At 72.8% G+C, this 11,963-nt stretch carries 10 protein-coding genes and 2 tRNA genes; 9 read left to right on the plus strand and 3 right to left on the minus strand.

Features of this window, described 5'->3' with window-relative positions; genetic code table 11:
- Positions 1–129 precede the first annotated feature (129 nt).
- The 3 genes from IF01_RS0126265 (at position 130) to IF01_RS0126275 (ending at position 1,150) form a co-directional block, all read left to right on the plus strand.
- Positions 130–675, plus strand: a complete 546-nt coding sequence (locus IF01_RS0126265; RefSeq protein WP_078880308.1) for a TIGR02611 family protein — start codon at positions 130–132, stop codon at positions 673–675.
- A gap of 123 nt (positions 676–798) precedes the next feature.
- A tRNA-Val gene (locus tag IF01_RS0126270) sits at positions 799–870 on the plus strand.
- Between the two features lie 208 nt (positions 871–1,078).
- Positions 1,079–1,150, plus strand: a tRNA-Val gene (locus IF01_RS0126275).
- Positions 1,151–1,225: 75 nt separating this feature from the next.
- Here IF01_RS0126275 and IF01_RS0126280 read toward each other — a convergent pair.
- Positions 1,226–1,993 (minus strand): exonuclease domain-containing protein, encoded by a 768-nt coding sequence (locus IF01_RS0126280; protein WP_030396014.1) that lies wholly within the window; start codon positions 1,991–1,993, stop codon positions 1,226–1,228.
- Between the two features lie 153 nt (positions 1,994–2,146).
- On the opposite strand from IF01_RS0126280, the gene IF01_RS0126285 reads away from it, so the two are divergent.
- From IF01_RS0126285 to IF01_RS0126300, 4 genes are all read left to right on the plus strand, one after another.
- Positions 2,147–2,701 (plus strand): DUF4365 domain-containing protein, encoded by a 555-nt coding sequence (locus IF01_RS0126285; RefSeq protein ID WP_030396015.1) that lies wholly within the window; start codon positions 2,147–2,149, stop codon positions 2,699–2,701.
- A 32-nt stretch (positions 2,702–2,733) separates the two neighbouring features.
- On the plus strand, positions 2,734–3,921 hold the full coding sequence (locus IF01_RS0126290; RefSeq protein ID WP_030396016.1) for a hypothetical protein: 1,188 nt from the start codon (positions 2,734–2,736) through the stop codon (positions 3,919–3,921).
- 99 nt (positions 3,922–4,020) lie between these two features.
- Positions 4,021–6,000, plus strand: coding sequence for a threonine--tRNA ligase (gene thrS, locus IF01_RS0126295; protein ID WP_030396017.1), 1,980 nt, complete (start codon positions 4,021–4,023; stop codon positions 5,998–6,000).
- Positions 6,001–6,072: 72 nt separating this feature from the next.
- Positions 6,073–6,645 (plus strand): HIT family protein, encoded by a 573-nt coding sequence (locus tag IF01_RS0126300; RefSeq protein ID WP_030396018.1) that lies wholly within the window; start codon positions 6,073–6,075, stop codon positions 6,643–6,645.
- A gap of 66 nt (positions 6,646–6,711) precedes the next feature.
- Here the strand turns inward: IF01_RS0126300 and IF01_RS0126305 are convergent, their stop codons facing one another.
- A complete protein-coding gene (locus tag IF01_RS0126305) occupies positions 6,712–8,355 on the minus strand; it encodes an AbeC-like domain-containing protein (RefSeq protein ID WP_051741816.1) in 1,644 nt (547 codons plus the stop codon).
- A gap of 186 nt (positions 8,356–8,541) precedes the next feature.
- Here IF01_RS0126305 and IF01_RS0126310 point away from each other — a divergent pair, with 186 nt between their 5' ends.
- Positions 8,542–8,967, plus strand: a complete 426-nt coding sequence (locus IF01_RS0126310; protein WP_030396020.1) for a thiol-disulfide oxidoreductase DCC family protein — start codon at positions 8,542–8,544, stop codon at positions 8,965–8,967.
- 53 nt (positions 8,968–9,020) lie between these two features.
- Here IF01_RS0126310 and IF01_RS0126315 read toward each other — a convergent pair whose 3' ends face one another.
- Positions 9,021–11,078 carry an elongation factor G-like protein EF-G2 gene (locus IF01_RS0126315; protein ID WP_030396021.1) on the minus strand — a complete coding sequence of 686 codons (2,058 nt, stop codon included), beginning with the start codon at positions 11,076–11,078 and terminating at the stop codon, positions 9,021–9,023.
- Between the two features lie 224 nt (positions 11,079–11,302).
- On the opposite strand from IF01_RS0126315, the gene pgsA reads away from it, so the two are divergent.
- Positions 11,303–11,950 (plus strand): phosphatidylinositol phosphate synthase, encoded by a 648-nt coding sequence (gene pgsA, locus IF01_RS0126320; RefSeq protein ID WP_030396022.1) that lies wholly within the window; start codon positions 11,303–11,305, stop codon positions 11,948–11,950.
- The last annotated feature ends 13 nt before the right edge of the window (positions 11,951–11,963 follow it).

Consider the following 11,963-nt stretch of genomic DNA (forward strand, 5'->3'; position numbering starts at 1 on the left):
CCTCCAAGACCGATGTAAACCCCTCTGTCCCGATTCGGGCGCGAGTCGTACCCCTTACGGCGCATTGCGGAATCGCCACAGACCGGCCTCCGGGCGATTAGCGGAGCCCTTCTCGGTTAGTTTCCTGGCATGACTGTGCGAAGCGACAAGGCACGCGGTGACGCGGGCGGGAACACCGGAACGGGGGATGTGGTCGTGCCGGACGACACGGGGGTGCCGACGGGGGCGGACGACGGGAGCGGGGGCCCCGGCGCGGAGGGGGCGGCGGAGGGGGCGGCGGAGGCCGGCGCGGAAGGCGGCAGGCCGCTCGGCTCGCGGGCCCCGCGCTTCATCCGCCGCTCCCGCCCGCTGCACCTGAGCTGGCAGGTCGCGGTCTTCCTGGTCGGCCTGGCCGTCGTGGCGCTCGGTGTGGTCATGCTGCCGCTGCCCGGCCCGGGCTGGGTGGTGATCTTCCTGGGCATGGGCATCTGGGCGACCGAGTTCGTCTGGGCCCAGCTGGCGCTGCGCTGGACCCGCCGCAAGGTGGCCGAGGCGGCCCAGAAGGCCCTGGACCCGAAGGTCCGGCGGCGCAATCTGACGCTCACCGCGATCGGTCTGGCGGTGATCGCCGCGCTCGGCGGCTGGTACCTGTGGAAGTACGGGCTGGTCATGCCCTGGAAGATCCACGAGGACTGAGCCGTCCGCCCGCCCGCCGGGCGGGGCCGTCCGGGTGAGGGCGTCGCCGGGGGCGGCGGTCGGGCCGCCGGGAGAGCGGGTTCGGACCACCCTCCGGGATGCGGTAATGTTTTCCCTGCACCCGGGCGATTAGCTCAGCGGGAGAGCACTTCGTTCACACCGAAGGGGTCACTGGTTCGATCCCAGTATCGCCCACCGGAATGCATTGTGATATGTGAGGCCCAGCCGATTATCGGCTGGGCCTCACATGTATTTCCCGCAATCCGGTGAACGGTGTCGGGGAATGTTCTGAGGCGCAGTCATCTTCCGCACCGCGCGGGAGTTCTGTGGGAGCGTCGGGCGGCACTCCCCGAACGAGTTGTACGGCACCCCCCGAATGGTGCTACAGTTCTTCTCGTTGCCCGGGCGATTAGCTCAGCGGGAGAGCACTTCGTTCACACCGAAGGGGTCACTGGTTCGATCCCAGTATCGCCCACCGGACAGCACGCAGGCCCTGATCGGATACCGGTCAGGGCCTGCGGCGTTCGTGCGCGTCGAGTGCCGCCGGCCGCTACGCCGCCACCTCGCAGTCGTGCTCCGGCGACAGCCGCCGCCCGCAACCGCACCGGGCCGGGCGCATCGGCCAGGACAGGTCCACCTGCTCGTCCGCCCCCGACCGGTCGAACCAGGCCTGCAGCCCCCGGGCCTGCGCCGCGTGCCAGACCGCCTGCCGCAGATGCAGCTCGCCCACCGTCAGCCCGCCCAGCGCCCCCGGGAACCGGGCACCGACCGCCCGCACCAGCTCCAGCGCCGCCGTCGCGTCCGCCGCCGCCTCGTGCGCCCCGGTCAGCTCGACCCCGTAGTGCGCGCAGAGGTCCGTCAGCGTCCGCCGGCCCCGGCGGTAGCGGTCCACGTGCTTGTCCAGCACCCGCGGGTCCAGCACCAGCAGCGCCGCCGGACCGGTCGCCTCGGCCAGCGACGTCCCCCGGTGCCGGCGCAGCTCGCGGTCCAGCAGCGTCAGGTCGTACGGCGCGTTCATCACCACCACCGGCCGCCCGGCCCGGGCCTGTTCGGCCAGCGCGGCGGCCACCTCGGCCACCACCGCCGCCGCCGGGCGCCCGAACGCCCGCACCCTGGCGTCGTCTATCCCGTGCACCGCGCGGGCCCCGTCGGGTATCGGCACGCCGGGATCGGCGAGCCAGGTGGTCGCCACCGGGGCCGCGCCCGGGGCGGGTTGGACGACCAGGGCGGCCGAGACGATGCGATCGGACTCGACGTCCACGCCGGTGGTCTCGGTGTCGAAGGAGGCGAGCGGGCCGGTGAACCAGTGCTGCTGCATGACTGCCCCTCGAAAACAGCGTGTTCCCGCCCCGGTGATACCCGCCCCTGACACCCCCTCAACCGTTTGGCGCGACACCGGCCGGGCACCCTGCCCACGGGTGCCGTGTTCGAATCCGGACCGGCCGGGGGGACGGGGGAGGGACGGACGGTCATGGCGCTGACGCAGCCGCAGCCCGACGAGGCGGCGGCCGTCCTGCGGGGCGATCTGGCGGTGACGGCCTGCATGGAGACCCTGCAGGTCGGCTATCTGCACGCGGTCGTCGCCGCGGCCGGCTGCTCGCTCTCGCAGCCGTTCCCGGACAACGGCATCGACTGGCAGGTCAGCCACGGCTCGCGCAGCCACGAGGTCGACGACGAGGTCACCGTCAAGATCCAGCTGAAGGCCACCCAGCAGATCGCGCCCGACCCGCGCGGCGCCTTCTTCTCCTTCACCCTGGACAACGACCACCTGCGCAAGCTCGCCCGGCCCCGGGTCGCGGTGCCCCGGATCCTCGTCGTCATGCTGCTGCCCCACCGGGTGGACCGCTGGCTCGCCGCCCGGCCCGACGCGCTGGAGCTGCGGCACTGCTGCTACTGGGTCAACCTGGCCGGCCACCCCGTCACCGGGCAGCGCCGGACCAACGTCCGCGTCCCCACCGCGAAGGTCTTCGACGACCGCGCCCTGTGCGACATCATGGCCAGGGTCGGAGCGGGCGGCAGCCCGTGACGGCCCGGCCCCCGGCCGGGAGGAGCCGCTCCATGACACTGCCCCACGGGCCGTTGCGCCCCGCGCCCGGCGAACCGCCGCAGACCGGGCCGCTGCCCGATCCAGCCGCCGTCGACCCCGCGGTGCTCGCCGTCCTGCTCGCCCGGCACGGCTGGGTCCGGCGCGGCGGACCCTCCGCCCGCTACGGGCGCTGGACGCCCCCCGAGGGCACCGACCCCGCCGTCAGCCTGCTCGTCCCGGCCGGCGACGGCTTCGACGACGCGGTCGACCTGCTCGCCGACGCCGTCACCGCGCTCTCCCGCTCCGCCAGCCCCTCCGCCCGGGCCATCCTGCTCGCCCTCGCCGTCCCCGGCGACGAGCTGCACTGGCACCGCGACCCGGCCGGACCGCACGGCGCCGCCACCCCCGGCACCGCGCCCTGGGACGAGACCGAACGGCTCCGGCGGGCCGCCCGCGCCATGCTCGCCGCCGGTGCCAAGGCCGGCCGCACCCGCGCCGCCTACTTCGGCGCCCGCCTGGACAGCTGGGCCGGCGACTTCCTGGACCGGGTCCTGGTCGTCGCCGACGGCCCCGGACTCACCGCCCACAGCCCCGCCCCCGAGGGCCGGGCGGCGATCACCACCCTGGTCCGCGCCCTGGAGGCGCTGCGCGACGCCGTCGACTACCGCCGGGTCAGCGGCGGCGCCGAGGCCTTCGAGAACGCCGTCCAGTCCGGGGTCAGCCGCGAGCTGGTCGACGCGGTCCAGGACCTCGTGCGCGGCGCCACCGCGAGCCGGTTCACCGTCGCCTGGTCGGCCGCCGCCGGCACCCCGGGCGGCTTCGGCGACCGCCGGACCGCCGTCGAGTTCTCGCCCGGCGACCTGCCCGCCCTGGCCGAGGCCGCCGAACTGCTCGAACGCCTCGAACCCGCCGTCGCCGTCACCCTGGTCGGCCTCGTGGTCCGGCTCAAGCGGGCCGACCCCGCCGGGCCCGGCAGCGTCCGGCTGCGGGTGCTCGGCGGCGCCGAGGTCGACGAGGTCAAGGTGCGGCTGCCCGACGCCGCCTACCGGCTCGCCGCCGAGGCCCACCTGGCCGGCACCCCCGTACGGATCTCCGGCCGCCTGGAACGGCGCGGCGGCTTCCGCCGCCTCACCCGGCCCTCCGGCCTCGAGCCCTGCGGACTGGAGGACGCCGAGCGCGAGCGGCTGCTCAAGACCCTGGGGGAGGGGCGTGAGGCATAGGAGGGGTACGGAGGTGACGGTGGGGCCACCGGTCTCGGTACCATCGTCAGGCGCAGCGCTGTGCTGCGTCCTCTGAATCCAGCACGTCAGGAGAGACCGGTGACGGACGTCCGGGTAATCATCAACCGCGAACCCGATCGGGAAGAGCGCGTGGTGACCACGGGCACCACGGCCGCCGAGCTCTTCGCGGACGACCGCTCGATCATCGCGGCCAAGGTCGCCGGCCAGCTCAAGGACCTCGCCTACGCCGTCCAGGACGGCGACGAGGTCGAGCCGGTCGTGATCGGCAGCCCCGACGGCCTCGACATCCTGCGCCACTCCACCGCGCACGTGATGGCCCAGGCCGTGCAGCAGCTCTTCCCGGAGGCCAAGCTCGGCATCGGCCCGCCGGTCAAGGACGGCTTCTACTACGACTTCGACGTCGAGAAGCCGTTCCACCCCGATGACCTCAAGGCCATCGAGAAGAAGATGCAGGAGATCATCAAGAAGGGCCAGCGCTTCTCGCGCCGCGTCGTCACCGACGAGGCCGCCCGCGAGGAGCTGTCCGGCGAGCCGTACAAGCTGGAGCTGATCGGCCTCAAGGGCTCCGCCGCCACCGCCGGCGAGGGTGCCGACGTCGAGGTCGGCACCGGCGAGCTCACCATCTACGACAACCTGGACGCCAAGAGCGGCGAGCTGTGCTGGGGCGACCTCTGCCGCGGCCCGCACCTGCCCAGCACCCGGATGATCCCGGCGTTCAAGATCATGCGCTCGGCCGCCGCCTACTGGCGCGGCAGCGAGAAGAACCCGATGCTCCAGCGCCTCTACGGGACCGCCTGGCCGAGCAAGGACGAGCTCAAGGCGCACCTGGAGTTCCTGGAGGAGGCCGCCAAGCGCGACCACCGCAAGCTCGGCAACGAGCTCGACCTCTTCTCCATCCCCGAGGAGATCGGCTCCGGCCTCGCGGTCTTCCACCCCAAGGGCGGCATCATCCGCCGCGCCATGGAGGACTACTCGCGCCGCCGGCACGAGGAGGAGGGCTACGAGTTCGTCTACACCCCGCACGCCACCAAGGGGAAGCTCTTCGAGAAGAGCGGCCACCTGGACTGGTACGCGGACGGTATGTACCCGCCCATGCAGCTCGACGAGGGCGTGGACTACTACCTCAAGCCGATGAACTGCCCGATGCACAACCTGATCTTCGACGCGCGCGGCCGTTCGTACCGTGAACTGCCGCTGCGCCTGTTCGAGTTCGGCACCGTGTACCGGTACGAGAAGTCCGGCGTGGTGCACGGCCTGACCCGCGCCCGCGGCTTCACCCAGGACGACGCGCACATCTACTGCACCCGTGAGCAGATGGCGGACGAGCTCGACTCGACCCTCACCTTCGTGCTCAACCTGCTGCGCGACTACGGTCTGACCGACTTCTACCTGGAGCTGTCCACCAAGGACCCGGAGAAGTTCGTCGGCAGCGACGACGCCTGGGAGGAGGCCACCGCGGTCCTGGCCGCCGTGGCCGAGAAGCAGGGTCTGCCGCTGGTCCCGGACCCGGGCGGCGCGGCCTTCTACGGCCCGAAGATCTCGGTGCAGGCGCGGGACGCCATCGGCCGGACCTGGCAGATGTCGACCATCCAGCTGGACTTCAACCTGCCCGAGCGCTTCGACCTGGAGTACACCTCGGCGGACGGCTCGCGCCAGCGGCCGGTCATGATCCACCGGGCGCTGTTCGGCTCGATCGAGCGGTTCTTCGCGGTGCTGCTGGAGCACTACGCCGGTGCCATGCCGCCGTGGCTGGCCCCGGTCACCGTCACCGGCATCCCGATCACCGACGAGCACGTGCCGTACCTGCTGGAGGTCGCGGCCGAGCTGAAGAAGCGCGGGGTCCGGGTCGAGGTGGACACCTCGGACGACCGGATGCAGAAGAAGATCCGCAACGCCCAGAAGACCAAGGTCCCGTTCATGCTGATCGCCGGCAACGACGACGTCGAGGCGGGCGCGGTCTCCTTCCGCTACCGCAACGGCGAGCAGAAGAACGGCGTCCCGCTGGCCGAGGCCGTGCAGGAGATCGTGGACGCGGTGGAGCGCCGCATCCAGGTCTGACCCGACCGTGTGCGCGGGGCGGGCTCCTTCGGGAGTCCGCCCCGCGCGCTTTGCAAGCGGGGGTGGGCGAATATGCTGATCAGCATGACGACTGAGCCGGAACTGCAGCGGGGCGTCGGGGAGCCGGACGGCTTCCGCCGCCTGTGGACCCCCCATCGGATGGCCTACATCCAGGGCGAGAACAAGCCCACCGGCCCGGCTCCGGACGACGGCTGTCCGTTCTGCTCGATCCCGGCGCTCACCGACGAGGACGGGCTGGTCGTCGCGCGCGGGAACGCGGTGTACGCGGTGCTCAACCTGTACCCGTACAACGGCGGGCACCTGATGGTGGTCCCGTACCGGCACGCGGCGGACTACACCGAGCTGGACGAGGTGGAGACGGCCGAGCTGGCGGTGTTCACCAAGAAGGCGATGACGGCGCTGCGCGCGGCCTCGGGCGCGCACGGCTTCAACATCGGGATGAACCAGGGCGCCGCGGCGGGGGCCGGTATCGCCGCGCACCTGCACCAGCACGTGGTGCCGCGCTGGGGCGGGGACACCAACTTCATGCCGGTGGTCGGCCACACCAAGGTGCTGCCGCAGCTGCTGGCGGACACCCGGAAGATGCTGGCCGAGGCCTGGCCGGTGGACTGGACCCGCGCCTGACACGAGGAGGGCCCCGCCGACCGTTCCGGGTCGGCGGGGCCCTCCTCGTGTCGCGGGGCGGCCCGGTCAGGCGTCGTAGCGGTCGACCTTGAACGGCCGGCTGCCCTGGGCCTCGGCCTTGAGGCCGGCCGCGCGGCCCTTGAAGGCGCGTTCGGTGTCGAGGTCGTGCTCGGCGAGGAACTCCATCGTCGCGGTGTGGACGGCGCCGATCACCGGGTGCGAGACATTGAGCGCGTTGTCGGCCATGGTGCGGGTGTCCCAGGGCTGGCCGGCCCAGATGTGCCGCAGGCCGAAGGGTTCGGGCAGGCCGAGGCCGCCGCCGAGCCAGGACAGCAGGCTCGGCATCCGGTAGAAGGGGGCGCGGACGGCCTGCCGGACGACCTCGTCGTTGTCGATCAGCGGGAGCTTGACCGTGCGCTCCTCCCAGAACCGCACGGTCTTGGCGACGGACTTCTCCTTGTCCTTGGGCTTGTCGAAGAAGTAGCCGTTGATCGGGCCGAGCGCGAAGGCCGCGACGGTGACGTTGAGGGTGTTGGCGAGCAGGGCGACGGTGACGGTGAAGGTCAGCACGAGCTTGCCGTCGTGGGTGATGAACTGGGTGGCGAGGTAGTGCCGGGGGCCGCCGCCGAAGGTCTGCTTGTCGGCGATGGCCTGGACGGCGAAGTCGCGCATGTGGTCGCCGTCCATGTCGGCGCTGCCGGGACGGCTGATCTCGTCGGCGTTCTCGCCGACCTCGAAGACCACCCACTGCTTGATCCGGACATCGGGGATGCCGCTGTTGGCGACCTCGCTGATGCCGAGGGCCTTGAGGTGGCCGGAGATCTTGCGGACGAGGTCCCAGGGGTGGAACTGGCGGAAGTCGATCTGGCCCTCGGCGGGGCGCAGGGTGTCGATGAGCTTCCACTCGCCCCAGCGGCGGCCGGCGCCGAGGATGCCCTTGGGTCCGGCGTAGTGGTGGACGTTGGTCTCCTGCTCGGACTCCAGCCGGCCGAGTTTGGCGCGCAGGTCGGCGGCCTTCTTGTCGAGGTCGTCGCGGGGGACGGCCATCGGGACGGTCGCGGCGACGGCGTTGCCCTCGACGAGCTGCAGCCAGCGGCCGCGCAGGTCGAGGGCGGTGCGGACGACGATGCGCTTGGCGAGGTACCAGCCGACGACCGGGGCCAGCATGACGATGCGCAGGTAGAGGCCGAGGATGCCGCCGGCCGGGGGCTTGATCGCGAGCAGCACGGCGACGGCGGCGGCGAGGAAGAGGACGACGCCCCCGTACACGCCGGCGTTCTTGGGGTTGTCGCGCTTGAGCCAGGCGCGGAGCTGGAAGGCGCCGAGCCAGATCAGGGTGCCGGGCAGGAAGAGCAGGCCGGTGACGACGGAGACGGTGGACAGCTGCCGGTCGCGGCCGCGGCGGATCTCCTCCGCGGCGAGGCAGTGCTCGACGACCTGGCGGGTGTCGACGCCGAAGGCGGGCACCAGGGGCTTGCGGTCGCCGTTGAGCGCACGGGAGATGAGCGCTTTGCTGAAGGCCTCGCCGAAGTTGGGCGCGAAGAGGGCGAAGCGGCCCTTCTTGGCGGTGGCCCCGTCGAGCTTCCCGGCGTCGCCCGTGAGTTCGGCGTCGCGGTACGCGGCCGAGGAGAGCGCCTGGGTGCCGGCGGTCTGCGGGCCGGCGTCGGTCCGGGGTATCTGCGCACCCGGGGTCATGTCGAGTGTGGTCACGGTGGCGTCCCCTCCTCCCCTTGTCCTGCGGCAGGGTACCGCGCCGGGGTACCGGTGCGCGGATGATCGTCTGAACTGGCGTCACGAACGGGCCACGTCGGGCCCGTGGGGCATGATGCCCACGTTTCGGCTGTTCGACGCGCCCCGGGGCCCTTCGGCCGGGAGGGATGGGGCACGATGGGCGGTATGGAGAGCGATGCGCTGACGGATCCGGTTCTGGTCTTCGACGGGGACTGCGCGTTCTGCACGACGTGTGCGACCTGGGCCGAGCGGTATCTGCGGCAGACACTGGCGTCGGGCGGCTGGGAGGCGGTGCCGTTCCAGTTCGCGGACCTGGCGGGGCTGGACGCCCTGGCCGGGGGGCGCGGCGAGGTGTCGTGGGAGCGCGCGGAGCGCGAAGTGCTCTGGGTGACGCCGGCCGGCCGGGTGTACGGCGGGGCGCAGGCGGTGGCGCGGCTGCTGATGCGTTCGGGCGGGGCGTGGGCGTACCTGGGCGGGGTGCTGGCGCTGGCGCCGGTGCGGCCGGTGGCGGGGCTGGTGTACCGCTGGGTGGCGCGCTACCGGCACCGGATGCCGGGTGGCACGGCGGCCTGCGCGCTGCCCCGGAGGTGACGGCGGGGCGCTGACGGCGGGGCACCGGCAGCCGGGCCCCGGCGGTCGGCGGTTCAGTCGTCCTGGTCGGCGAAGCGGGCGGCGAGGGCGGCGGGCATGGGTTCGTGGCGCAGGTGGGAGCGGGCGAACTCGGCGGTGCCGTGGGTGAGCGAGCGCAGGTCCACGGGGTAGCGGGCGAGTTCGAGTTCGGGGACCTCGGCGCGCAGCAGGGTGAGGCCGGGGCCGGCGGTCTCGGTGCCGAGGACGCGGCCGCGGCGGGCGGAGAGGTCGCCGAGGACGGCGCCGAGGTAGTCGTCGGGCAGCAGGACGCGGACGGCGGCGACGGGTTCGAGCAGCCGGATGACGGCGTGTTCGGCGGCGTCGCGCAGGGCGAGGGCGGCGGCGTTCTGGAAGGCGGAGTCGGAGGAGTCGACGGAGTGCGCCTTGCCGTCGGTGAGGGTGACCCGGATGTCGACGAGCGGGTGGCCGGTGGCGACGCCCTTGGCGAGCTGGGCGCGGACGCCCTTCTCGACGGAGGGGATGAAGTGCTTGGGGACGGCGCCGCCGACGACGTGCTCCTGGAACTCGAAGCCGGAGCCGGCGGGCAGGGGTTCGACCTCCAGTTCGCAGATGGCGTACTGGCCGTGGCCGCCGGACTGTTTGACGAGGCGTCCGTGGCCGGCCGCGGCGGTGCCGAAGGTCTCGCGCAGGGCGACCTTGTGGGGGACGGTGTCGACGTGGACCCCGAGGCGGTTGCGGAGGCGGTCGAGGAGGGTCTCGGCGTGGGCCTCGCCGGTGCACCAGAGGACGAGCTGGTGGGTGTCGGGGTTCTGTTCGAGGCGCAGAGCCGGGTCCTCGGCGGCGAGCCGGGCGAGGGCCTGGGAGAGCTTGTCGTCGTCGGCCTTGCTGTGGGCCTCGACGGCGATCGGCAGCAGCGGGTCGGGGAGCGGCCAGGTGTCGAGTTCGACGGGGTGGCCGGGTTCCTGGACGGTGTCGCCGGAGCGGGCGGTGGTGAGTTTGGCGACGCAGACGAGGTCGCCGGCGACGGCGTGCGGGACGGGGCGCTGGAGTTTGCCGAAGGGGCTGGTGAGGGCGGTGACGCGTTCCTCGGCGTCCTGGTCGGCGGGGTGGTGGGGGCCGGTGAGGCGGATCCGGGTGTCCGGGCGCAGGGTGCCGGCCCAGACGCGCAGCAGGCTGACGCGGCCGACGTAGGCGTCCCCGGTGACGCGGACGACCTGGGCGGCGAGGGGGGCGTCGGGGTCGCAGGCGGGGCCGGGGCGGGTGCGTTCGGTGGGGTCGGGGAAGGCGTCGGCGATGAGGTCGAGGAGTTCGGTGGCGCCGAGGCCGTGCTCGCTGGTGGGGACGGCGGGGTGGAGGGCGCAGCTGAGGACTTCGCGGCGCAGGCCTGCTTCGAGGGCGTCGGTGTCGAGGGTGTCGCCGGACAGGTACTGCTCCATGAGGGTGTCGTCCTGGCCGGAGATGGCTTCGACGAGGCTCTCGCGGGCGGGCCCGGTGTCGGGGAGGGGGTCGGTGCGGCCGTAGGTGTGGCCGTTGAGGAGGTCGACGCTGCCGTCGGGGCGGCCGTCGTGGTGGACCGGGAGGAAGAGCGGCCGGAGGGTGTCGGGACCCAGCTCGAAGGCGTCGTGGCAGGCGGTGAGGATCTCGTCGAGGCTGCCGCGGGCGATGTCGAGTTTGGCGACGGCGACGGCGCGCGGGATGTTCTCGGCGGCGCACTGCCGCCACAGGGCACGGGTGGGGGCGGTGACCGGGTCGGTGGCGGAGACCACGAAGACGGCGGCGTCGGCGGTGTGCAGGGCGGCGTGCAGGTCGGCGGCGAAGTCGGGGTGGCCGGGCGGGTCGATCAGGTTGATCTTGACGCCGCGCCATTCGAGGGGGAGCACGGAGAGCTGGACGGAGCGCTGCTGCTGGTGCTCGAAGGGTTCGTGGTCGGAGACGGTGGTGCCGTCGGCGACCTTGCCGGGGCGGCCGACGGCGCCGGCGGCGAGGGCGAGGGACTCGGCGAGGGTGGTCTTGCCGACACCGGCGCAGCCGACGAGGACGACGTTGCGCAGGTCGCGCGGTCCGGTGACGGCGGGGGCCTGGCCGGCCCGGGCGGTGCTGCGGTCGGGCATCGGGGTCTCCTCCCGTCGCGCCGGGGGCTGTCGGTGAAAGTCTAGGGTCGACGGCGTCGGGGGGCGCGGTGCAAGGCGTCGGGGGGCGCGCGAGCGGTCGGTGGGCGGGGAGTGTCGGCGGGCGTGGCTACGATGGGTGCGCCGGGCGGGCTGATCCGTCGGGTCGTCTGCCGCATTCTCCGCCGCAGGCGGGTACCAGGGAGATCGGAGCGGTCGGGAAGGCCATGCTCAACAAATACGCGCGTGCCTTCTTCACACGTGTCCTGACCCCGTTCGCCGCGTTCCTGATCCGGTTGGGTGTGAGCCCGGACACCGTGACGCTGGTCGGTACGGCCGGTTCGGTGGCGGGCGCCCTGGTGTTCTTCCCGCGCGGGGAGTTCTTCTGGGGCACCATCACGATCACGCTGTTCATCTTCTCGGACCTGGTGGACGGGAACATGGCGCGGCAGCTGGGCCGGACCAGCAAGTGGGGGGCGTTCCTCGACTCGACGCTGGACCGGGTCGCGGACGCCGCGATCTTCGGCGGCCTGGCCATGTGGTACGCGGGCAAGGGCGACAACGACCTGCTGTGCGCGGTGGCGGTGTTCTGTCTGGCGAGCGGGCTGGTGGTGTCGTACACCAAGGCGCGGGCCGAGAGCCAGGGCCTGCCGTGCGACGTGTCGGGGCTGGTGGAGCGGGCCGAGCGGCTGGTGATCAGCCTGGTGGCGGCCGGTGTGGCGGGTCTCGCGACGTTCGGTGTGCCGTACGTGGAGTGGCTGCTGCCGGTGGCGCTGTGGCTGGTGGCGGCCGGCAGTCTGGTGACGGTGGTCCAGCGGATGGTGACGGTGCGCCGCGAGGCGTTCGAGGCGGACCGCGCGTCGGCCGGAAGCTGAAGGGGGCGGTGCC

Source organism: Kitasatospora purpeofusca, assembly GCF_000718025.1.
GTDB classification, from domain to species: domain Bacteria; phylum Actinomycetota; class Actinomycetes; order Streptomycetales; family Streptomycetaceae; genus Kitasatospora; species Kitasatospora purpeofusca.